The organism is uncultured Brevundimonas sp. (assembly GCF_963975535.1).
Lineage (GTDB): Bacteria > Pseudomonadota > Alphaproteobacteria > Caulobacterales > Caulobacteraceae > Brevundimonas.
In genome coordinates, this window is sequence record NZ_CAXBHE010000001.1 from 299,123 (window position 1) to 320,361 (window position 21,239).

The 21,239-nt window shown below is 68.9% G+C and carries 17 protein-coding genes; 5 read left to right on the plus strand and 12 right to left on the minus strand.

What is annotated here, in order from left to right:
* Positions 1–10: 10 nt before the first annotated feature.
* From pstB to AACZ75_RS01445, 4 genes are all read right to left on the minus strand, one after another.
* On the minus strand, positions 11–907 hold the full coding sequence (pstB, locus tag AACZ75_RS01430; RefSeq protein WP_339870775.1) for a phosphate ABC transporter ATP-binding protein PstB: 897 nt from the start codon (positions 905–907) through the stop codon (positions 11–13).
* A gap of 4 nt (positions 908–911) precedes the next feature.
* Positions 912–2,204: a phosphate ABC transporter permease PstA gene (pstA, locus tag AACZ75_RS01435; RefSeq protein WP_339870776.1), complete on the minus strand. Its 1,293-nt coding sequence runs from the start codon at positions 2,202–2,204 to the stop codon at positions 912–914.
* Positions 2,197–3,642 carry a phosphate ABC transporter permease subunit PstC gene (gene pstC / locus AACZ75_RS01440; protein WP_339870777.1) on the minus strand — a complete coding sequence of 482 codons (1,446 nt, stop codon included), beginning with the start codon at positions 3,640–3,642 and terminating at the stop codon, positions 2,197–2,199. Before pstC ends, pstA begins: the two co-directional genes overlap by 8 nt.
* Before the next feature lie 116 nt (positions 3,643–3,758).
* Positions 3,759–5,150 carry an ATP-binding protein gene (locus tag AACZ75_RS01445; RefSeq protein WP_339870778.1) on the minus strand — a complete coding sequence of 464 codons (1,392 nt, stop codon included), beginning with the start codon at positions 5,148–5,150 and terminating at the stop codon, positions 3,759–3,761.
* A 161-nt stretch (positions 5,151–5,311) separates the two neighbouring features.
* Here AACZ75_RS01445 and AACZ75_RS01450 point away from each other — a divergent pair, with 161 nt between their 5' ends.
* The gene (locus tag AACZ75_RS01450; RefSeq protein WP_339870779.1) at positions 5,312–7,609 is read left to right on the plus strand and encodes an ATP-binding protein; all 2,298 of its coding nucleotides are present in this window, start codon (positions 5,312–5,314) and stop codon (positions 7,607–7,609) included.
* 22 nt (positions 7,610–7,631) lie between these two features.
* Here the strand turns inward: AACZ75_RS01450 and AACZ75_RS01455 are convergent, their stop codons facing one another.
* Positions 7,632–7,841, minus strand: a complete 210-nt coding sequence (locus tag AACZ75_RS01455) for a hypothetical protein (RefSeq protein ID WP_339870780.1) — start codon at positions 7,839–7,841, stop codon at positions 7,632–7,634.
* Positions 7,842–7,855: 14 nt separating this feature from the next.
* A complete protein-coding gene (aceA, locus tag AACZ75_RS01460; RefSeq protein ID WP_339870781.1) occupies positions 7,856–9,136 on the minus strand; it encodes an isocitrate lyase in 1,281 nt (426 codons plus the stop codon).
* Positions 9,137–9,293: 157 nt separating this feature from the next.
* On the opposite strand from aceA, the gene AACZ75_RS01465 reads away from it, so the two are divergent.
* Positions 9,294–10,730 carry a short-chain fatty acyl-CoA regulator family protein gene (locus AACZ75_RS01465; RefSeq protein ID WP_339870782.1) on the plus strand — a complete coding sequence of 479 codons (1,437 nt, stop codon included), beginning with the start codon at positions 9,294–9,296 and terminating at the stop codon, positions 10,728–10,730.
* 3 nt (positions 10,731–10,733) lie between these two features.
* Here AACZ75_RS01465 and AACZ75_RS01470 read toward each other — a convergent pair whose 3' ends face one another.
* Complete coding sequence (locus AACZ75_RS01470; protein ID WP_339870783.1) at positions 10,734–12,185, minus strand: hypothetical protein; 1,452 nt, start codon at positions 12,183–12,185, stop codon at positions 10,734–10,736.
* Positions 12,186–12,234: 49 nt separating this feature from the next.
* The gene (locus AACZ75_RS01475; protein WP_339870785.1) at positions 12,235–13,239 is read right to left on the minus strand and encodes a WYL domain-containing protein; all 1,005 of its coding nucleotides are present in this window, start codon (positions 13,237–13,239) and stop codon (positions 12,235–12,237) included.
* A gap of 89 nt (positions 13,240–13,328) precedes the next feature.
* On the opposite strand from AACZ75_RS01475, the gene AACZ75_RS01480 reads away from it, so the two are divergent.
* Complete coding sequence (locus AACZ75_RS01480) at positions 13,329–13,568, plus strand: hypothetical protein (protein WP_339870786.1); 240 nt, start codon at positions 13,329–13,331, stop codon at positions 13,566–13,568.
* 6 nt (positions 13,569–13,574) lie between these two features.
* Here the strand turns inward: AACZ75_RS01480 and AACZ75_RS01485 are convergent, their stop codons facing one another.
* Positions 13,575–15,083 (minus strand): carboxylesterase family protein, encoded by a 1,509-nt coding sequence (locus tag AACZ75_RS01485; protein WP_339870787.1) that lies wholly within the window; start codon positions 15,081–15,083, stop codon positions 13,575–13,577.
* A gap of 162 nt (positions 15,084–15,245) precedes the next feature.
* Here AACZ75_RS01485 and AACZ75_RS01490 point away from each other — a divergent pair, with 162 nt between their 5' ends.
* Both AACZ75_RS01490 and AACZ75_RS01495 read left to right on the plus strand, forming a co-directional pair.
* On the plus strand, positions 15,246–16,766 hold the full coding sequence (locus AACZ75_RS01490; protein ID WP_339870789.1) for an HWE histidine kinase domain-containing protein: 1,521 nt from the start codon (positions 15,246–15,248) through the stop codon (positions 16,764–16,766).
* Entirely contained in the window at positions 16,763–17,140 is a 378-nt protein-coding gene (locus AACZ75_RS01495; protein ID WP_339870790.1) for a response regulator, read from the plus strand. The genes AACZ75_RS01490 and AACZ75_RS01495 overlap by 4 nt, the downstream gene beginning before the upstream one ends.
* A 91-nt stretch (positions 17,141–17,231) precedes the next feature.
* Here AACZ75_RS01495 and AACZ75_RS01500 read toward each other — a convergent pair whose 3' ends face one another.
* The 3 genes from AACZ75_RS01500 to AACZ75_RS01510 form a co-directional block, all read right to left on the minus strand.
* On the minus strand, positions 17,232–18,818 hold the full coding sequence (locus AACZ75_RS01500; RefSeq protein WP_339870791.1) for an NAD(P)/FAD-dependent oxidoreductase: 1,587 nt from the start codon (positions 18,816–18,818) through the stop codon (positions 17,232–17,234).
* Complete coding sequence (gene hutI / locus AACZ75_RS01505; protein ID WP_339870793.1) at positions 18,815–20,023, minus strand: imidazolonepropionase; 1,209 nt, start codon at positions 20,021–20,023, stop codon at positions 18,815–18,817. Before hutI ends, AACZ75_RS01500 begins: the two co-directional genes overlap by 4 nt.
* A 154-nt stretch (positions 20,024–20,177) precedes the next feature.
* Positions 20,178–21,065 (minus strand): agmatinase family protein, encoded by an 888-nt coding sequence (locus AACZ75_RS01510; protein ID WP_339870794.1) that lies wholly within the window; start codon positions 21,063–21,065, stop codon positions 20,178–20,180.
* Between the last annotated feature and the right edge of the window lie 174 nt (positions 21,066–21,239).

Genomic DNA, 21,239 nt, shown 5'->3' on the forward strand with positions numbered 1-21,239 from the left:
GTCGCCGATCCTAGCCGAAGCGGCCGGTGATATAGTCGAGCGTGCGCCGCTCGCGCGGGTTGGTGAAGATGTCCTCGGTCGAGCCGGTCTCGATCAGCCGTCCCATATGGAAGAAGGCCGTGCGCTGGCTGACCCGCGCCGCCTGCGCCATGGAGTGGGTGACGATGACGATGCAGTAGCGCTCGCGCAGTTCGTCGATCAGTTCCTCGATCTTGGCCGTGGCGATCGGATCCAGCGCCGAACAGGGCTCGTCCATCAGGATCACTTCCGGATTGACCGCGATGGCCCGGGCGATCACCAGCCGCTGCTGCTGGCCGCCCGACAGGCCGGTGCCCGGCGAATGCAGCCGGTCGGCGACCTCTTCCCACAGCCCGGCGCGCCGCAGGGAGACCCGGACCACCTCGTCCAGTTCCGCCTTGGTGCTGGTCAGGCCATGAATACGCGGGCCGTAGGCGACGTTCTCGTAGATGGTCTTGGGAAAGGGGTTCGGCTTCTGGAACACCATGCCGACGCGTGCGCGCAGCAGCACGGGGTCGACGGATCTGGCGTTGATGTCCTCACCGTCGATCGCAATCCGGCCGGTCACCCGGGCCCCGGGAATCGTGTCGTTCATGCGGTTCATCGTCCGCAGGAAGGTCGACTTGCCACAGCCCGACGGGCCGATCAGGGCCGTCACCGTCTTGTCCGGAATATCCAGGCTGACGTCGAACAGGGCCTGTTTGTCGCCATAGAAGACCGACACGTCACCGGCGGCGATCTTGGTCGGTCCGACCGGGTCGTCCCCGTTCGAGCGCGGCTGGGGCACGCTGATGGCCCGGGACGCGGCCGTCCGCGTATCAACGGTCGCAGCGGGACCGTCGCCCCCGCTCTCGGCACCGTCCACAGCACGAAGGAGATTGATCTTCATAGGCTTACCACCGGCGTTCGAAGCGCCGGCGCAGTACGATCGCGGCGGCGTTCATGACGATCATGAAGGCGAGGAGCACCAGGATGGCGGCGGCGGTCCGCTCGTGGAATGCCCGCTCCGAAGCATTCTCCCAGATGTAGATCAGGGACGGAAGGGCCCCGGTCGGTTGATCGATTCCCGTCGGAATCCCCGGCACGAAGCTGACCATGCCGATCAGCAGCAGCGGCGCGGTCTCGCCCAGGGCGTGCGCCATGGAGATGATCGACCCGGTCATCACGCCCGGCATGGCCAGCGGCAGCGTATGCTGGAACACCGTCTGGGTCCGGCTCGCGCCCATGGCCAGCGCGGCCTCGCGGATCGACGGCGGCACCGCCTTCAGCGACGAGCGGGTGGCGATGATGATGGTCGGCAGCGCCATCAGGGCCAGCACCAGCCCGCCGACAAGGGGCGACGACCGTGGCAGGTGCATCCAATTGATGAACAGGGACAGACCCAGCAGGCCGTAGACGATCGACGGTACGGCCGCGAGATTGTTGATATTGACCTCGATCATGTCCGTCAGCCGGTTCCGCGGCGAGAACTCTTCGAGATAGACGGCCGCGCCCACGCCCAGGGGAATGGCGATCAGGGCCGTCACCAGCAGCATCAGGGCCGAGCCGACCACGGCCCCCGCGACCCCGGCCAGCTCCGGCTCGGTCGAGTCGCCGTTGGTGAACAGGGCGGCGTTGAAATGGGCCGAGACGGCGCCTTCGGCATTCATCCGGTCGAGCCAGTCGAGCTGCTGGTCACTCAGCTGGCGCTGAAGCGCCGGCGTGGCGCGGGAAATTTCGCCCTTGAAATAGAGATCGGCGTCATCCGACATCGGGGCGGCGATCGGCAGGGTCTCGCCGATCAGACCCGGCTGGCGCTGCAGCCGCTCGGCGATGCGGTATTTGAGTTCGGACGAAAACAGACCGCGCATGGCCGTCGTCCGCGTCCCGGCGGCGTCGTCCTCGAGGCCGAAGCGGGCCAGGGCCTGTTCGGCCACCAGCTGTTCGAAATTGGTCCCCGCCGGATAGGCCCGGTCGATCCGGGCCGGATCCATATAGACCGGCACGGTCACCGTATGGGCGTAGAAGGCCGTGTGGCCCTGTTCGATGATCCGGCCGAGCAGCAGCAGCAGAAAGCCGATGGAAATGGCGATCGCCAGCAGGCCGTAGGTCCGGAACCGGCCTTCCCGCGCATGGCGGCGCTTCAGGCCCGCCCGGAGACGGTCCACACTCGCGGCCTCGGTGATCGGGGGGGTCGGTTCAGTCATACTGCTGCCGATAGGTCTGGACGATACGCTGGGCCACGATGTTCAGCGCCAGGGTCACCAGGAACAGGGTCAGGCCCAGGCCGAACGCGGCCAGGGTCTTGGGGCTGTTGAACTCCTGGTCGCCGGTCAGCAGGGTCACGATCTGCACCGTGACGGTGGTGACCGTATCGAGCGGATTGATGGTCAGCTTGGCGGCCAGGCCGGCCGCCATGGTCACGATCATGGTCTCGCCGATGGCCCGCGACATGGCCAGCAGCATGGCCCCGGCCACGCCCGGCAGGGCCGCCGGCAGCAGCACGCGCTTGACCGTTTCCGAGCGCGTCGCCCCCATGGCGTAGGACCCGTCGCGCAGGCTCTGCGGCACGGCATTGATGATGTCGTCGGACAGGGACGAGACGAACGGGATCAGCATGATCCCCATGACCGCGCCGGCGACCAGTGCCATCTGGTTCTGCACCAGCATCAGATAGTGACCGATCCCGTCCAGTGGCCCGCCGACCAGCTGGGCCCCGAGGCCGTTGAAGAAGGCGCGGAAGGCCGGCCCCACGGTCAGGGCGGCGAAGAAGCCGTAGACCACCGTCGGCACCCCGGCCAGGACCTCGAGCGCCGGCTTGATCAGGGCCCGCGCCGTCGGGCTCGCATATTCGGACAGATAGATGGCCGAGAACAGGCCGACCGGGGCGGCCACCAGCATGGCGATGGCCATGATCAGGAAGGTGCCGGCGAACAGCGGCAGGGCCCCGAAGGCCCCGGTCGAGCCGACCTGGTCCGCGCGAATGGCGGTCTGCGGGCTCCACTGGGTCCCGAACAGGAAGTCGAACACCGGCACGCTTGAGAAAAAGCGAACGGAATCATACAGAAGCGAGGCGATAATCCCGATGGTCGTCAGCACCGCCACCGCCGAACAGGCAAACAACAGGCCGACGATCCAGCCCTCGACCCGGTTGCGCGCCCGCATGCCGGGCCGGATCTGGCTGAACACGAACAGGCCGCCCAGCAGGCTCGCCAGCAGCGCCCCCACCATGCCGCCGACACTCAGGGCCAGATGGATGCTGGCGGCGCGGCGGCCTTCCGGCGGCAGTTGCCCGGCCAGGGGGGCCGGCCAGATCTGGGCCGCCGGCTGTCCGGCCCCGACCCGGCGAGCATCCGCGAAGAACGCGTCGCGCCGGAAGGGTTCAAGCTGGGAGACACTCTCGGGTGCCCCGGCGGTCAGCAGCCGGTGCTCGATCTCGCCCGAGAAGACGGAGGCTGCGATCAGGACCACCAGTGCCGGGACCGCCGTCCAGATCAGGGCATACAGGCCATGCTGCCCGGGCCGTGAATGGGGCGGGTGGCCCTCGGCCCGGGCCTGCTCCCCGCGACGACGCGCAAGCGCCCGCGCGCCGACAAAAGCCGAGGCCACCAACACGACCAACAGGGGCAGAAACAGCCAGCTCATCGACATCCGGGGAAGCGAAGAATCACATCCGGCCCGGGACCCGGGTCAGACCGGGGGATCAATGCCCGTGATTGGTTGGCGGATTACGACGTCTCCGTGACAGTTCTGTTACGTCGTCAGGCTTCGGGGGCGGCCGGGAAATAGGCCGTGAACAGGGCCCCCTTCCCCGGCGCACTCTCGACCGTCAGTCCGCCCCGGTGCCGGTTGACGATATGTTTGACGATGGCCAGCCCCAGGCCGGTGCCCGCCTTCTCGCCGCTCTTCTGGCCCTCGACGCGATAGAAGCGTTCGGTCAGTCGGGGCAAATGTTCCCGCGCCAGGCCGGTGCCATGATCACGCACGCTGACAGAGGCATAGCGCTGTCCCGGAACGCGGTCGGGCGTCAGCAGCGGAAGGCGCGTGGCCCCGTCACCCCGGCTGCCGCCGGACCACGGCGTCGACACCTCGTCCAGACTGACGTCCGGACGAATGGTGATTTCAACCCGGCCTCCCGCGGGCGAGTATTTGATCGCGTTGTCGACCAGGTTCTGAACCACCTGGATGATCTCGTCGCGCGTGCCCTGGACCGGCGCGGCCCGCGGCTGGCCGGGCCCGGCGATGTGGACGTCGACCTGCCGGTCGCCCGACAACACGCTCACCGCGTCCACCACATCGCCGCAGACCCGGGACAGGTCCACCAGGCCTGACGGCGGAATGTGCTCGTTCAGCTCGATCCGGCTCAGCGACAGCAGGTCGGCGACCAGCCGGCTCATCCGGTCGGCCTGGATGGCCATGATGTCCAGAAACCGGTCCCGGGCCTTCTCGTCATCGCGGGCGTGCCCCTTCAGGGTCTCGATGAAGCCCGACAGCGAGGCCAGGGGCGTACGCAGTTCGTGACTGGCGTTGGCCAGAAAGTCGACGCGCATCATTTCCATGCGCCGGACGTCCGTATCGTCATGCAGAACCACAAGCGCCAGATGTTCGTCTTCACCGGACGGCAGCGGGCGGATCAGGGCGCGCCAGTGCCGCTCCCGCGAGAGATAGTCGGTGACCCGGGTCACGCCGCCGAACAGGGCTTCGTCCACGGCCTCCAGCACCGTCGGGTCGCGCAACACCGAGACCAGCAGCGCCCCCTCGCGCTGGATGCGCAACAGCTCGCGCGCCGCCGCATTCGCCAGCAGGATGCGCCGTCCGGCAATGTCATCGGCTTCTCCGCCGGCGACAACCAGGACGGGATCGCCGAGACCCTCGAACAGGGCGTCCAGCAGGCGACCCTCGACCGGACCGCCGCCGTCGCGCTCCACCTCGGCGGCCACCACGTCGATCGGGCCTTGCCGCCCCGGCCGGTTGATCCAGCCCACCGAGACCGCGACCAGCAGCGCCGCGCCGACCAGCCAGCCGGCCAGGGACGGCTGCACAAAGGCCAGGCCCAGCAGGATCAGGATCGGCAGGCCTGCGCTGGCCAGGACCGTCGGCCACCGGGCGGCGATGGGCGGCGCGACGGGAGAGGGTGACACTTCGTAGGGCATTCGGTCTCGCAGTCCGCCGATCGGGTGCACGGAATCGCTGTCGTACGCCATCCCTGCATGGATTCTGTGACGATAAATCCTCGCCGCCAGGACGCCGGAGCCACCCTTTATTCACGTCTTTCTGGCAGATCGTCTGCGAAAGGGGAACGGTTCTGGCGGCCATGTTCGAGCAACTTATCGCCCATCATGACTGGCGCTGGATCGCGCCGGCGGCGCTGATCTGCGCCCTCGGCCTGGCCACGGCGCTGCATCTGCTGAGCGCGGCGCGAACCCAGGTCGGCCATCGGCGCCACGCCACCGGCATGCTCAGTGCCCTTACCGGGGCCATGGCGGTCTTCGTCACCCATTTCGCCAGCATGCAGGGCATGCACTGGACCGGCAGCGCCCGCTACGACATTCCGCTGACCCTGCTGTCCTTCTGCGCGATCGCCGTCTGTACCTCGGTCGCGACGGTGCTGATCCTGAGGCGCGACAGTCGATGGCACCGCATCGGGGCCGGTGCCCTGGCCTTTTTCGGGCTGGCCGCCATGCATTTCATCGGGTTTGCGGCCCTGATACTTCCCGGGCACCTGGCGTTCGATCCCACAGCGGTGGGCGTCAGCGTCGGCCTGGGACTGCTCCTCGCCGTCGGCACGGCCGGCTTTGTCTTCGGACCCGGCGTGCGCCGTCTCATCGTCGCCACCGGCGCGTCGGCCCTTCTGGTCCTGACCCTTCATTTCATCTCGATGGCCGGCATGACCTTCGTCAGCGAGCCCGGCAGGCTCGTGGCGGCGCATCAGGTCACGGCCGCAACCATGTCCGCCATCGTGATCGGGATGATCCTGATCGTGGTCGTCGTCGCCTGTGCCGTCAGCGCCGTGAGCTGGGCGGCACGCTCCAGCGCCCTGTCGCACATCCGCGAAGCCATCGAAGCCATGCCCGACGGACTGGCCTTCTTCGATGCCGGGGACCGTCTCGTGCTCTGGAACAGCCGCTACGCCGAGATCAATCCCGAGCTGACGACCGTGCTTCAGGTCGGACAGACCTTCCGTCAGATCCTCCAGATCGGGCTGGACGAGGGCCTCTATGCCGACGCCGAGGGCCGCGAGGACGAATTCATCGCCGAACGTCTCGCCGCCCGCCGCCAATTGACGACCACCATGGAACAGCAGATCGCGGGCAACCGCTGGCTGCGCGTCGCTGACCGCCGGAGCTCGGCGGGCGGTATCGTCACGGTCACCACCGACATCACCGATCTGAAGCAGGCCGCGCAACATCTGGCCGAGGCCCGCGACGCGGCCCAGGCGGCCAACGGAGCCAAGAGCCAGTTCCTCGCCAATATGAGCCACGAGATCCGAACACCGCTGAATGGCGTGATCGGCATCGCCCAGGCCCTGGCCGCGACGGACCTGACCCCGCCCCAGCGGGAAATGCTGGACCTGATCCATTCCTCAGGCCGGACCCTGCAGGCCCTGCTCAGCGATATCCTTGACCTGGCCCGCGTCGAATCCGGCCGGCTCAGCCTGTCCGATGACGCCTTCGATCTGGCGGCCGCGGTCCGGGAGGCTGCCCAGCTCTACGCGGCGACGGCCCGGGACAAGGGCCTGCAATTCTATGTCGAGGTCAGCCCCGACGCGGAACTCTGGGTGTCCGGCGACGTCATCCGCCTGAAACAGATCCTGACCAACCTGGTCTCCAACGCCGTCAAATTCACCGCCTCCGGCTTCGTCAACCTGACCGTCGCCCGCGGACCGGACAACGGCGACGGCGAGACCCTGCGGTTCACCGTCGAGGACACGGGAATCGGCTTCGACAGCGAGACCCGTGACCGCCTGTTCAAGCGGTTCGAACAGGCCGACGGCGCGATCACCCGGCGGTTCGGGGGCACCGGCCTGGGCCTCGCCATCTCCCACCAGCTGGCCGGCCTGATGGACGGCAATCTGGATTGCGAGAGCGAACCGGGCGGCGGGTCTGCCTTCATCCTGACCATCCCCCTGCGCCCCGCCGCCTGCCCGACCGTGGCAGGCCAGGAGGTCTCCGCCGTCGCTGCCGGTCCGGACAGCCGCATCCTGCGGGTTCTGGTGGCAGACGACCATGCGACCAACCGCAAGGTCGTCGAGCTTATCCTGGCCCAGGCCCCGGTCGAACTGACGATGGTCGAGGACGGGGCCCAGGCGCTGGCAGCCTATCGCGCCGGGGAATACGACCTGGTGCTGATGGACATGCAGATGCCGGTGATGGACGGCCTCGCCGCCACGCGGGAAATTCGTCTGCACGAAGCGACGATGGGCCTGCAGCGCACCCCGGTCATCATGCTGACGGCCAACGCCCTGTCCGAACACGTCGCCGCCGCCGAAGAGGCCGGGGCCGACCTGCACCTGGCCAAGCCGTTCAATGCCGCCCAGCTGCTGTCGGTCGTGTTTGAATTGCCGGCCGCCGCGGCGGCCGAAGCCACCGCGGCGAGCGCAGCCGTCGCCTGATCACGATCGGCGACGACGACCCCTATTCGTAGCCGTGGGCCGCCTCGTTGATCACCTGTGACGGCATGGACGAGAAGTCGACGGCGATCGGTTTGGCCGCCTTGGTCTGGAAGGTCTTGATCACATGCTCCAGCCGGCGGCGCACCTCGCGGGCGGCCTCGGACTGCGGATCGAGCTCCAGCGGAGCGAGGCAGAAATCAATGATGGCCTTGGGGCGTTCCAGCGGTTCCATGGTCGGTCTCCTCTCTATTCGGCGGCGATGAACTGGGCGGTCTCGGTCGATTCCTTCATGGCGGTCGTCGACGACTGCCCGTTGGAGATCACGGTCGCGACCTGGTCGAAATAGCCGGTGCCGACCTCGCGCTGGTGGCGGGTGGCGGTGTAGCCGGCGGCCTCATTGTCGAACTCGCGCTGCTGCAGCTCGGAATAGGCCGACATGCCGCGATCGCGATAGCCGCTGGCCAGCTCGAACATGCCGTTGTTCAGGCTGTGGAAGCCGGCCAGGGTCACGAACTGGAACTTGTAGCCCATGGCTCCCAGCTCCCGCTGGAATTTGGCGATCGTCGCCTCGTCCAGCTTGGCCTTCCAGTTGAACGACGGCGAGCAGTTGTAGGCCATCAGCTTGCCCGGGTGCTTCTTCTGGATCGCCTCGGCGAACTTCTTGGCGTCGTCCAGATCGGGGTGCGACGTCTCCCACCACAGCAGGTCGGCGATGTTGGCGTAGGACAGGCCGCGCGCGATGCAGTGCTCCAGCCCCGTGCCTTCCTTCAGGCGGAAGAAGCCTTCCGGCGTGCGGTTGTCGCGGTCGATGAACGGACGGTCGCGCTCGTCGACGTCCGAGGTGATCAGCTGGGCGCTCTCGGCGTCGGTGCGGGCCACGGTGATGGTCGGCACCCCCATGACGTCGGCGGCCAGACGGGCGGCGACGAGGTTGCGCTCATGCGCCTGGGTCGGGATCAGCACCTTGCCGCCCAGATGGCCGCACTTCTTCTCGCTGGCCAGCTGGTCCTCGAAATGGACGCCGGCGGCCCCCGCCTCGATGAAGGCCTTCATGATCTCGAAGCTGTTCAGCGGTCCACCGAAGCCGGCCTCGGCGTCGGCGACGATCGGCGCGAACCAGTCACGCTTGGCCCCGCCCTCACCGTGTTCGATCTGGTCGGCGCGTTGCAGGGTGCGGTTGATGCGGCGGCACAGTTCCGGCGCGGCATTGGCCGGATACAGCGACTGGTCCGGATACATGGCCCCGGCGGTATTGGCATCGGCGGCGACCTGCCAGCCCGACAGATAGATGGCCTTCAGCCCGGCGCGGACCATCTGCATGGCCTGGTTGCCGGTCACCGCGCCCAGCGCATTGATATAGGGCTCGCTGTGCAGCAGTTCCCACAGCCGGTTGGCCCCGCGCTCGGCCAGGGTCTGGGCCACGGTGACCGAACCGCGCAGCTTCAGCACGTCCTCGACGGAATAGGGCCGCTCAATGCCGTCGAAACGGCCGGCGGGCGACGGGACGAGGTCTGCGAAGGTGGTCATGATACAGGGTCCTGGATTTGTGGGACGGTCGGGGCACCGCCGGTTCCTCCAACCTACGCCGCTAAGTCACTTTTGATACAAGGATCGGTCGTCATTTCCAGTCATTATGTCACAATATGACCCTTGCTATTCAGTCATATCATGACATGGTGTCACGATGACCGGGACCACGGACCGCAAGCTGTTCCTCGGCGGCCGCCTCAAGCGGCTGCGTCGCGACATGGCCCTGACCCAGACGGCGATGGCCGCCGATCTCGGGGTTTCCCCCAGCTATCTCAATCACATTGAGCGCAACCAGCGCCCGGTTTCGGCCCAGCTGCTGCTGCGTCTGGCCGACACCTATGACGTCGATCTGCGCGCCCTGGCCCAGCAGGCCGGCCCCGCCGGCGAGGCGGAACTGGCGGAAATTCTCGCCGACCCGGTGTTCGGCGGCCTCGCCGTCCCGCGCCATGAGATCCTGCAGCTGGTCGACGACGCCCCGGGCGCCGCCGATGCCCTGGTCCGCCTGTACCGGGCCTTCGCCGACCGCCGTACCCGCGAACAGGCCGAGGCCGGCCAGGGCGGCGTCACCGGTGTGGAGTCGCCCGCCGACTGGGTCCGCGACCACATCCAGGCCCGCAGCAACCACTTTCCCGAGCTCGACACCCTGGGTGAGGCCCTGCACGAGGCCCTGTTCCCCGACGACCCCGCCATCCGCGGCGAGGGGTTCGAGGTGCGCGCCCGCGCCCGGCTGCTCGAACGCCATACCCTGCCCGTCCGCATCATGCCGGCCGAGGTCATGGTGGAATGGACCCGTCGCTTCGACCCGCATCGTCGGCGGCTGCTGATCTCCGAGACCCTGGGCCCCGCCTCGCGCGCCTTCGCCATCGCCTATCAGCTGGCCCTGGTCGAACATGACGCCGAACTGACCGCCGCGACCGAGGCCGCCAAGGCCCCGAACGCGGCGACCCGCAACCTGCTCAAGGTCGCCCTGACCAACACCCTCGCCGCCGCCATGCTGATGCCCTACGCCGCCTTCCAGCGCACCGCGGAAGCGACCGGCTACGACCTGGCCCGGCTGCAGGCCCGCTTCGGCGTCAGTTTCGAACAGGCGGCGCACCGGCTGACCACCCTGTCACGCCCCACAGCCCGCGGCGTGCCGGTCTTCCTGATGCGGGTCGATCAGGCCGGCAATATCTCGAAACGCTATGCCTCGGGGGCCTTCCCCTTCTCGCGCTTCGGCGGGGCCTGTCCGCGCTGGCGCCTGCACAGCGCCTTCCGCACGCCGGGCCGTATCGTCACCCAGATCATCGAGACCCCCGACGGCACCCGCTGGTTCACCCTGGCCCGCACCGTCGACCGCCAGGGCCACGACGGCTTCGGCGAGGGTCAGGACCTGGCCATCGGCCTCGGCTGCGAGCTGAAACACGCCCACCGCCTGACCTATGCCCGCGGTCTCGACCTGGCCGCGCCCGAGGTCACCCCCATCGGCCCGGCCTGCCGCCTGTGCCACCGTCACCCCTGCGCCGAACGCGCCGCCCCGCCGGTCGACCGCCCGCTCACCGTCGACGACTGGTCGAAATCGGTCAGCCCCTATCCGTTCGGCGAGGCCTGAAGCTCAGAGCAGGATCAGGGTGCCGTCGTCCACCCGGTAGGCGACGCCGGTCCGGTCAAACAGTGCGGCCAGCACCGGCACGGGCTCCCCTGCCCCGTCGTCCAGCAGGCGGGCGATCAACCGGGCCGGTTCCGCATCGCCCGCGGCCGTCGTCATCGCCGCCAGCCATTCCGCCCGGGTCAGGACGCCGTCGTCACGATTGCTGTCCAGCAACGGCCGAAGAAAGTCGAACCAGTCGCCGCCGTCGTGCCGTCTCTGGGCCGCTTCCGCCGCCAGCGCGAACACCGCCCCGCAGGCGTAATAGGCCCGGTGCTCACCCCGCGTCCCGGCGCTGGCCAGGCTGCCCCCGGCGGCCAGGGTGATGCAGTCGTTGACCTCACCCTGCAGCTGATCGCGCGGGTCATAGGTCGGGTCCACCGCCGCCAGGGCGCGGATCGCCATCAGATCGGCCCCGCCCTCGGTGATCCAGGCCTCGCGGGCGTATTCGTAGCGCACGGTCTGACCCAGCCAGAAATGCGCGGTCTCATGGCCGATGAACCAGCGCGCGGCCGCCAGCACCCGGTCCGACCGCGTCACCACCCCCGTCCCCTCGAAGCTCATCACGATCAGTCCGGGCAGGACGCTGCCGCCCATACTGGTCATGCCGTCACGGGCCCCCGACCAGCTGACCATCACCGTCGGCTTTTCCGTCTGCCCCGGCCCCAGACGATCGGCGTAGTAGTCCGTCAGACGGGGCGCGAAGATCCCGATTTCGTCACCGATCCACGACGGCAGGCCGGGGTCGACCACGGTGGCCAACCGGTCGCTGTCCATCAGGCGCGCCGTGCCGAACAGGACATAGGTCCGGGCATGCTCTGCGGTCGGGGCCTGCTGCCGCCGGCCGTTGAACAATACCGGCCCTGCCCGATCCACCCAGGTCACGCGCGACGGCCCCCCCGGAAGGTTCAGACCGTTGAGGTCCTGCGGCAGGGCCGAGACCTCGGCCACACTGGCATAGGGCATCAGATCGAACTGGTCCGAGGCCAGGGCGACCGACCCGTCGGAAAAGATCAGCGCCGGGCTATAGGCCGCTTCCAGATCCCCCGACGTCGGACGCAGGCGGATCCGCACCTGTCGCGGCACTGATCCCCCGTCCACGGCCCGCAGCACGTCATAGAAGCCGTACCGCTCCATCACCACGCCCGGCGTCTCGACCGTCCACTGCTGCGGCCGCCACGGCTCGCGGGACGCCTTCAGCAGCGCCGACTCGCGAAAGGCCCATACCGGCGCGTCCCGATCCAGCGCGAAGTCGGCGGCCCAGCGGTTCCCGTCACGGGTCACGGTCACGGCCACGGGATCAAGGGCGGCGTAGGGCGGCAGGGGGGATCGCCCCGGACTGTCCGCTGCGGTCGCACACCCGGTCAGGCTCAACAGGCCGCTGACGACGGCGGCGATCAAACCGGCAGAAAAACGCATGGATTCGGAACTCCGGAACAGTCCACAACAACGAGTCTGGGCGAAAACGTCAGTCGCCGCCATCCGTCTGTGCCGCCCGCTCCAGAGCGCGCCCGGCGGCCGCCAGTTCCCCGGCCATCACCGTCTTGAGCCGCTGCGGCGCGACGATGGCCACCCGGTCGCCCCAGCTGAACAGGTGCCAGGCCAGTTCGCGCATTCCGCTGGCCCGGAAGCGCACGATCACCGATCCGCCGGCCTCATCCTCCAGCGTCTGGGTCGGGTGCCAGCGCCAGGCCCGGGCCTCGTCCGCGCCTTCCGGTGTCACCCGCAACACCACATCCTCGATCTCGTCCTGATAGATGCCGAACGACTGGCTGGCGAAGGCCTGCAGGTCGAAATCGGCGGGCGGGGCGGCGATGCCGTCCAGCGCCTCGACCGCGCTCATCCGGTCCAGCCGGAAGGTCTGGATGCGCGCGCTCTCGCGGTCGGCCCCGACCAGATAGTTGGCCCGCCCGAACATCACGCCGCACGGGGCCACGCTGCGGCGCCGCGCCTCGGCCCCCGGTCGGCAATAGGTGAAGCCCAGCGGTCGCCCGGCCAGCACCGCGCCGCGGATCTCGGCCAGCACGGCCTCATCCGCCGACGGGCGCGGGCCCGCCTGGACGGCGATGGTTTCGGCCCGGATCAGGGCCTCCAGATCCGGGGCCAGCCGGTTCAGCGTCGTCGAGCGCATCGCCGACTTCAGCTTGCGCTCCAGCCCCTCCAGCGCCGCCGCCCGCCCCGGCTCGCCCGCGGCGCGCAGTCCGTGGGCCGCCTTGGTCAGCTCGACCAGTTCGGTCGCCGTCGGGGCCTGCTCAAAGGCCGACAACCCGCCACGGATACGCCAGCGCTTGGTCGGCGGATCGGACACCTCCTCCGCCGCCGGAAACAGCATCAGCACCGCGTCGCGCATCCGTTCGGCCGTGCGCCGCCCGACCCGCATCGCCGTCGCCATCTCGTCCAGCGTCAACCCCTCGGCGCTGGCCGCCATATGCCGCGCCAGCTCGATCACCATCGCCGCCTTGTCGTGTCTCATCGGGTCACGCGATCCTATACGTCCGTTTCTGGCGCAACACTGTCGCAAAGTAGGCTCATCAGCAAGTCACCCCGCTTCAGGAGTTCCCCATGGCCCGCGCCTTCGCCCCCCACGCCGCCGTTTCCGCCAACCGCTATCTGATCGTGCCGTGCGAGGCCGACGGCTGTTCCGACCTCGCCGTCATCTGGGACCGGCTGGAGGAACAGGTCGTCGACGTGATCGATGCCGCCGCCAGCGCCCGCTATTCGGATGAAGACGCCCTGTGGGACGAGTTCCGCGCCGGACCCTTCGAGACGCCGGCCGCCGATCATTTCCGCATGGCCGCCTGACGGCGATCAGTGGATACGGGCGTACAGGGCCTCGATCAGGTCCAGTCGCTCGACAAAGGGCACCGGCGCGGCCGCCGGGCCGTCATTGCCGAACATCAGCAGCTGTCCCGGCGTCGCCCGGTATTCGGGCCAGACCGGCCGTTGGTCCCCGTTGGGATCGCCGGTCGCCGCAAATCCGGTCCAGTAGCCGGCCATCGCCGTCGCCACCCGCCGGTCCCGCTCCCCGACCGGCCAGGGCGCGGCCGACAGATTGTCGAACACATAGGGGCGTTCGGACCCGTGCGGAGCCCCCGCCCGGGCTCCGGGCATGGCCGCCGCGACCACGTCGAACCGGTACAGCCAGGTCGGATGGCCGGCCCGGGCGTGCAGCCGCGCCAGCCGCCGCGCCGGTTCATTGAAGGCCAGATCGCTGACCACCCCGGCCCGGTAGCCGTCCGCGCCGCCATAGGCCGCATGCAACGCCTGCCGTTCCGGTCCGGTCATGGCCGCATCGAGCTCGCGCCAGGGGCTCATGTCCTCCGGCCGGATGTCCCCGAATTCGTCGCTGTTGCTGCCGATGATCAGCGGCACCGCGGCCTGCCGGCCCGCGGCAAAGGCCGGCTCCACATCCGCGTCGATCAGCCCGTGGCCGTCGTGACCGTCGAGGACCAGCAGATCGCCGCCGTAAAAGCTGGGCGGCGGGCTCAACAGCCGCCCGGTGGGAACGGCCCGCAACTGCGCGGCGGTGGCCCCGGCCAGACCCAGGCTGTCGGCAAAGGCGACGCCCCGCGCCTCCAGCGACGGCCGCCCGTCCCGCCCCGCGAACACCGGCGTGCCCACGTCCCGACCCAGACCCGACTGGACCACCGCCCGGTGAAACAGCCCGCGCGCCGGGCCGGCGATCATCAGCCGCAGGATCGCCGCGCCGCCCGCGGACTCGCCGAAGACGGTGACATTGGCGGGGTCGCCCCCGAAGACCGCGATATTGTCCCGCACCCATTCCAGGCCGGCGATCATGTCCGCCAGTCCGTAGTTGCCGACCAGGCCCCCACCGCCGGCCTCGGCGCTCAGGGCCGGATGGGCGAAGACCCCCAGCCGCCCCAGCCGGTAGTTGATCGTCACCACCACCACGCCGCGCCGCGCCAGAGCCGTTCCGTCATACAGGGCCGCCGTCCCGGACCCGCTAATCAGCGCGCCCCCGTGGATCCAGACCATCACCGGCAACGGACCGTCGCCGGCGTCCGGGGTCCAGACATTCAGGGTCAGACAGTCCTCGCTCATCGGCAGGGGTCCCACGCCGGGGTCCCCCCCGGCCGGGGGCTGGACACAGATCGGGCCGACGGTCGCCGCATCCCGCAGGCCCGGCCAGCCGGCAGGCGGCTGCGGTGCCCGCCAGCGCAGCGGTCCGACGGGCGGGGCCGCATAGGGGACGCCCTTGAAGCCGGCAACGCCCGCCTCGATACGCCCGACCAGCGCGCCCTGGCCGATGCGCACGACCGGGTTCACATCCGCCGCCGGGGGTATGCGTGGAGCCATTTTACCGAGAAACCGCAAGTGCCGGACGGGCGAACATCATGCCGGCGATCCTAGCCGGAATGTCGCCGGTGACACAGCCATCGCCTTTTCCGGCAAATATCGATCCCGACAGCGAACCAATTGCGCCTGTCGCGCGTTGTCCCGGCTCGTAGTCCGGGGATCATGTTGAAAAAGCTAGCGGATTCAGACGACCTCGCGGTTGATCTGGCGTCGGCGTTTGACGCCTCGCCCAATCCCTACATGCTGATCACACCCGACTTCCGCTTTGCCGGCATGAACGCGGCCTATCTCGAGGTCACCGGCAGCACCCGCGACGCCCTGATCGGCCGGAAGGTATTCGACGTCTTCGACGCCGGCCCCACCGAAGCGGGCCGCGAAAACAGCCGCCAGCTGCGCGCCTCGTTCGAACGGGTGCTCGAGACCGGTCAGTCCGACCATCTCGCGGTCATCCGCTACGCCATACCCAGGGCCCAGCCCTCCGGCGAAACCCGGCTGGAGGAGCGCTACTGGTCCGCGACCCACACGCCGCTCCGCGACAGCGACGGCCGGACCGCCTTCATCCTCCAGCACACCACAGACATCACCGAACTGGAGACGCTGCGCCGCCAGACCGCCGGACTTCGGACCGAAACGGCGCTGAACGCCATTGTCGGCGGCGATGTCCTGGCCCGTGCCGAACATGTCCAGCAAGACAATCGCCGCCTGCAGAGCGAGCGCAACCGGCTGTTCGATATCCTGATGCAGGCCCCCGGCTTCATCGCGGTCCTGGCCGGGCCGAACCATGTGTTCCAGATGCACAATGCCGCCTACGCCCAACTGCTGGGACGCAGCGACCTGCTCGGCAAGACGGTGGTCGAGGCGGTGCCCGAGGTCCGGGATCAGGGCTTCGTCGATATGCTGGACCAGATATGGGCCACCGGCGAATCGATCGAGGGCCGCGAAACCCTGGTCCAGCTGCGACGTCAACCCGACAGCCCGCTGGAGACCGTCTATGTCGACTTCATCTTCCAGCCGATCCGTGACGAGTCGGCCCGGGTCGTCGGCATTCTCGTTCAGGGCCACGAAGTGACCGACACCGTTCTGGCCGTCGAACGTCAGCGCCTGATGATCGACGAACTGAATCACCGGGTGAAGAACACCCTCGCCACGGTCCAGTCGATCGCCATGCAGACGGCCCGCACCCACATCGACCCCGCCTCCTTCGCCGAGGCCTTCCAGGCGCGACTGATGGCCCTGTCCCATACCCACGACCTGCTGACCCGCAGCCACTGGGAAGGGGCCGAGCTGCGCGCCATTCTCGAGCACGAAACCGAGGTCCACGGCCGGCAACGGGTCCTGCTCAACGGCCCGGCCCTCGCCCTGTCCCCGGCGACCGCCCTGTCGCTGGGCATGATCTTCCATGAGCTGGCGACCAATGCCGCCAAATTCGGGGCCCTGTCCCTGATCGAGGGGCGTGTGCTGGTGGACTGGACCCTCACCGGTGCCGACTCGTCCACGCTGAACCTCAACTGGCGCGAGTTGGACGGGCCGCCGGTCGACCCGCCGGCGCGCCGGGGCTTCGGCAGCCGCTTGATCGAGCGCAGTGTCCACCATGATCTGGCGGGTACGATCGAACTGCGCTACCCGTCGGCAGGGCTCGAGGCCGAGATCTCGATCCCGCTGTACCGTGGAGACCCGACATGAACCCAGGATTGAACGGCCGCCGCGTGCTGATCGTCGAGGACGAATCCCTCGTCGCCATGCTGCTTGAGACCATTCTCGAGGATATGGGCTGCACCCCCGTCGGTCCCGCCGCCACCGTCGAGGAAGGCCTGGCCATGGCCGAAGCCGAATCGGCGCTCGATGCCGCCCTGCTCGACGTCAATGTGGCCGGCCAGCAGATCTTCCCCGTCGCCGAGGTCCTCAAGGCGCGGGGCGTGCCCTTCGTCTTCTCGACCGGCTACGGCGAGGGCGGCCTGCCCGACGCATGGCGCGGTCAGGCGACGATCCAGAAACCCTTCACCGAGGCCGCCATCCGCGACGCCCTGATGAAGGCCATGGGCGTCAGCGTAGCCTGACGCCCCCTCAAGACTGCCGCGTCAGCGTAGCCTGACGCCCCCTCAGGACTGCCGCGTCAGCGTAGCCTGACGCCCCCTCAAGAGTGCCGCGTCAGCGTCGCCTGACGGCCTTCAGCACGGCCCTGGCGGCATTGTGCCCCGGTGCCCCGGTCACGCCGCCGCCCGGATGCGCGCCCGAACCGCACAGATAAAGTCCCGGCACCGGCATCCGGTGATCGGCGTGACCCAGCACCGGCCGGGCGCTGAACAGCTGGTCCAGCCCCAGCTTGCCGTGAAAGATGTCGCCGCCGACCAGGCCGAACCGTCGTTCCAGATCGCGCGGCCCCAGCGCCAGCCGCCCGACCACCGAGGCCTTGAACCCCGGTGCATAGGAATCGACCGTCTCGATCATCAGGTCCGCCACCGTGTCGCGATGTTCGTCCGCCAGGGTCGGATCGACATGCTGGCAGAACAGGCTGGCCACATGCTGCCCGGCCGGGGCCAGACTGTCGTCCAGCGTCGACGGGATCAGCATCTCGACGATCGGTTTCGACGACCAGCCGTGCAGCCGCGCCTCGGCATGGGCCCTGTCCATATAGGCCAGAGACGGGGCCATGATGATGCCCGCCGTATGGTGATCCCCCGCCTCGGGCAGGGCCGTGAAGGTCGGCAGTTCGGACAGGGCCACATTCATGCGGAACGTCCCCGATCCCGACGCATAGTTGCCGATCCGCGCCTGGAAATCCTTCGGCACCACCGCCGGATCGACGAACCGGTCGAACAGCAGCCGCGGATGCAGATTGGACACCACCGCCCGGGCCCGCACCGTATCCCCGGCCTCGGTCACCGCCCCGACGGCCCGGCCCTTTTCGGTCAGGACCGCCGCCACCGGCGCATCCAGCCGGATATCGACCCCGACACCGGCGCAGGCCGCCGCCATGGCCTGGGTGATCGCCCCCATGCCGCCGATGGCGTGACCCCAGACGCCCTTGCGGCCGTTCACCTCGCCGAACACATGGTGCAGCAGCACATAGGCCGAGCCGGGCGTGTAGGGGCTGGCATAGTTGCCGACGATACTGTCGAAGCCGAACAGGGCCTTGATCGGATCGCTCTCGAACCAGCCGTCCAGCCAGTCCCCCGCCGACTTGGTGAACAGGTCCAGCAGGTCGCGCCGCCCGGTCACGTCCAGACCCGCCACCCGCCGCCCCACGCTCCCCGCCTTCAGCATCTCGGGCAGGGCCGCCAGCCAGCCGCCCTCGACCACATTCGGCGGGGCCTGCAGCACCAGATCGCGCAGGATCGCCGCCACTGTCTCCAGCCGCGTCTCATAGGCCTCCAGCCGTTCGGAATCGCGCACCGAAAACCGCGCCACCTCGGCCTTGGTCCGCCCCTCCCCGGCCGTGAAATACTGGCCGTCGTCCAGCGGCAGGAAGTTCGACATCCGCCGCTCGACCACCCGCAGTCCGTGCCCGGCCAGGTCCATGTCGGCGATCACCTTCGGGTTCAGCAAACTGACCGTGTAGCTGGCGGTCGAGTTGCGGAAGCCCGGATGGAATTCCTCGGTCACCGCCGCCCCGCCGACGACATGACGCCGCTCCAGTACCGTCACCTTCAGCCCGGCCTTCGCCAGATAGAAGGCGCAGACCAGCCCGTTGTGGCCGCCGCCCAGAATGACGACGTCGGTGGTTGTGGTGGTCATGGTTGCTCCGGCCAGCCGTCGACATAGCGTGAAAACAGCAGCGGCTTGCCCAGCCAGTAGCAGAGCTCGGCCGGACGGGTGATGTCCCACACCGCCAGATCGGCGACCTTGCCCATTTCGATCGTGCCGATCTCGGCCTCCAGCCCCAGGGCCTTGGCCGCGACCCGCGTCGCCCCCGCCAGCGCCTCCTCCGGCGTCAGGCGGAACTGGACACAGGCCAGGTTCAGCGCCGCCGTCATCGACGCCAGCGGCGAGGTGCCCGGATTGCAGTCGGTCGCCACCGCCATGGCCACCCCGTGGTCGCGCAACAGCTGGATCGGCGGCGGCGTGGTCTCGCGCAGCATCAGATAGGCCCCGGGCAGCAGCACGGCGACCACCCCGGCCGCCGCCATGGCCTTCACCCCGGCCTCGGTCGTGTGTTCGATATGGTCGGCCGACAGCGCGCCATATTTCGCCGCCAGCGCCGCGCCGCCGCCGTTCGACAGCTGGTCGGCGTGCAGCTTGACCGGCAGGCCGAGGTCCCGCGCCCTGTCGAACAGCCGCGCGACCTCTTCGACCGAAAAGGCGATCGGCTCGCAATAGGCATCGACCATGTCGACCAGCCCTTCAGCGTGCGCCGCGGGCAGGATGTCGTCCACCGCCAGATCGACATAGCGACCCCGATCCGCCTTCCACTCCGGCGGCACCGCGTGCAGGCCCAGATAGCTGGTCCGCACCCGCACGTTGGTCTCGGCCCCGATGCGCCGGGCGACGCGCAGCATTTTCAGTTCGCTCTCATGATCGAGACCATAGCCGGACTTGATCTCGACCGTCGTCACCCCGGTCGCGGTCAGCCCGTCCAGCCGGCTCATGGCCGAGTCGAACAGGTCCTCCTCGCTGGCCGCCCGGGTCGCCGTGACGCTGGCGACGATCCCGCCCCCGGCCCGGGCGATCTCTTCATAGGTCGCGCCCTCCAGCCGCTGTTCGAACTCGCCCGACCGGTCCCCGCCGAACACCAGATGGGTATGGCAGTCGATCAGCCCCGGCGTGACCCAGGCCCCGCCCAGCCGGTCGGTCTCGGTCGCCTCATGGTCCGGCAGGTCGGCCCGCGCCCCGACCCAGGCGATCCGCCCGTCGCGGATCAGGATCGCCCCGTCCTCGATCGCGCCATAGGGTTCGCCGCCCGCGACCATGGTGGCGATCCGGCAGTCGGTGATCAGTCTCATGACCCTCTCCCGGCGGGAGAGGGCTTGAGCGCACGAGCGCGAAGCGATCGTACTTGCGCGAAAGGGTGAGGGGTTATCGTGCGAAGATGGCTGCCGCCGAACCCCCTCTCCCCTGCCCCTCTCCCCATGGGAGAGGGGTTCTGAGTGCGATCCTTCATCGCCCCTGAAACCCGGCCAGCAGTTCGCACAGCCAGCGCCCGGCGGTCAGCGCGCCCAGGTCGCCGATCTCCAGCGACGGATCATATTCGGTCAGGTCCACGGCCTTCACCTTCGGGTGGGCCCCGATCACCCGGGTGGCGTCGAAGAAGTCATGCACGCTGATCCCGCCCGGCCGCGCCCCCGGCGAGGTCGGCCACTGGCTGCGGTCGATCACATCGATGTCGAAATCGACGTAGATCACCTCACACAGCGCCGCCAGCCGCGCCAGCTCCTGGGCCACCACGACCGCGGCGCCCTGCTCCCGGCACTCCCGCGCCGTCCGCACCGAAATCCCCACCGCCTTCGCCTTGTCGTGCGCCCGCCGCGTATTGGCGAACGGCGCCAGGCCGATCTGGCTGATGCGCGCCCCGTCGAGGCCGTCTTCCAGCAACGCCTGGACCGGATTGCCGTTGGTCAGCCCCTGGTCCGTGTCCCTCAGGTCGAAATGGGCATCCAGCGTCAGCAGCCCCGCCCGCGCCAGGCCGATGCCGTGCACCCCCGGCCGGGTGATGGCGTTGTTGCCGCCGATCAGAATGGTCAGCGCCCGCGATTCCTGGATCGCCACCGCATCGCGCACCGGCGCGAATCCATCCGCCGGCGTCACCGCCTTCAGCGGCACATCGCCCGCATCGTGGACCCGCAGGTCCAGCGTCTGACCGGTCTCCACATCATAGGTCGAGAAGCGCGGCAGCACCGCCCGCAACGCCTTCGGCCCCAGATCGCACCGCCCCGGCGTCAGCGACCGTTCATTCAGCCCCGCCCCGATCAGGACGACATCGGCATAGGGATGATGGCCGAGAAGATCGGCGACGGAGGGCCAGGACAGGGCTTCGGATTCGGTCATGCGCCCATCTAAGCCCTTCTCCCCCTGCGGGTCGAGAAAGGCCGGAACCGCCGCCTTCAAGCCCCTCTCCCGGGGGAGAGGGGTTGGGGAGAGGGCGTACGGTCTCACCCCGGTCGCACCATAAGCCCTCACCCTTTCGCGCAACCGCTCGCTTCGCTCACGGGCGCTCAAGCC

What these genes read in the sequence shown, in the direction of transcription:
- pstB (WP_339870775.1), bottom strand. Translation starts at nt 907, where the DNA reads ATGAAGATCAATCTCCTTCGTGCTGTGGACGGTGCCGAGAGCGGGGGC.
- pstA (WP_339870776.1), bottom strand. Translation starts at nt 2,204, where the DNA reads ATGACTGAACCGACCCCCCCGATCACCGAGGCCGCGAGTGTGGACCGT.
- pstC (WP_339870777.1), bottom strand. Translation starts at nt 3,642, where the DNA reads ATGAGCTGGCTGTTTCTGCCCCTGTTGGTCGTGTTGGTGGCCTCGGCT.
- AACZ75_RS01445 (WP_339870778.1), bottom strand. Translation starts at nt 5,150, where the DNA reads ATGCCCTACGAAGTGTCACCCTCTCCCGTCGCGCCGCCCATCGCCGCC.
- AACZ75_RS01450 (WP_339870779.1), top strand. Translation starts at nt 5,312, where the DNA reads ATGTTCGAGCAACTTATCGCCCATCATGACTGGCGCTGGATCGCGCCG.
- AACZ75_RS01455 (WP_339870780.1), bottom strand. Translation starts at nt 7,841, where the DNA reads ATGGAACCGCTGGAACGCCCCAAGGCCATCATTGATTTCTGCCTCGCT.
- aceA (WP_339870781.1), bottom strand. Translation starts at nt 9,136, where the DNA reads ATGACCACCTTCGCAGACCTCGTCCCGTCGCCCGCCGGCCGTTTCGAC.
- AACZ75_RS01465 (WP_339870782.1), top strand. Translation starts at nt 9,294, where the DNA reads ATGACCGGGACCACGGACCGCAAGCTGTTCCTCGGCGGCCGCCTCAAG.
- AACZ75_RS01470 (WP_339870783.1), bottom strand. Translation starts at nt 12,185, where the DNA reads ATGCGTTTTTCTGCCGGTTTGATCGCCGCCGTCGTCAGCGGCCTGTTG.
- AACZ75_RS01475 (WP_339870785.1), bottom strand. Translation starts at nt 13,239, where the DNA reads ATGAGACACGACAAGGCGGCGATGGTGATCGAGCTGGCGCGGCATATG.
- AACZ75_RS01480 (WP_339870786.1), top strand. Translation starts at nt 13,329, where the DNA reads ATGGCCCGCGCCTTCGCCCCCCACGCCGCCGTTTCCGCCAACCGCTAT.
- AACZ75_RS01485 (WP_339870787.1), bottom strand. Translation starts at nt 15,083, where the DNA reads ATGGCTCCACGCATACCCCCGGCGGCGGATGTGAACCCGGTCGTGCGC.
- AACZ75_RS01490 (WP_339870789.1), top strand. Translation starts at nt 15,246, where the DNA reads ATGTTGAAAAAGCTAGCGGATTCAGACGACCTCGCGGTTGATCTGGCG.
- AACZ75_RS01495 (WP_339870790.1), top strand. Translation starts at nt 16,763, where the DNA reads ATGAACCCAGGATTGAACGGCCGCCGCGTGCTGATCGTCGAGGACGAA.
- AACZ75_RS01500 (WP_339870791.1), bottom strand. Translation starts at nt 18,818, where the DNA reads ATGACCACCACAACCACCGACGTCGTCATTCTGGGCGGCGGCCACAAC.
- hutI (WP_339870793.1), bottom strand. Translation starts at nt 20,023, where the DNA reads ATGAGACTGATCACCGACTGCCGGATCGCCACCATGGTCGCGGGCGGC.
- AACZ75_RS01510 (WP_339870794.1), bottom strand. Translation starts at nt 21,065, where the DNA reads ATGACCGAATCCGAAGCCCTGTCCTGGCCCTCCGTCGCCGATCTTCTC.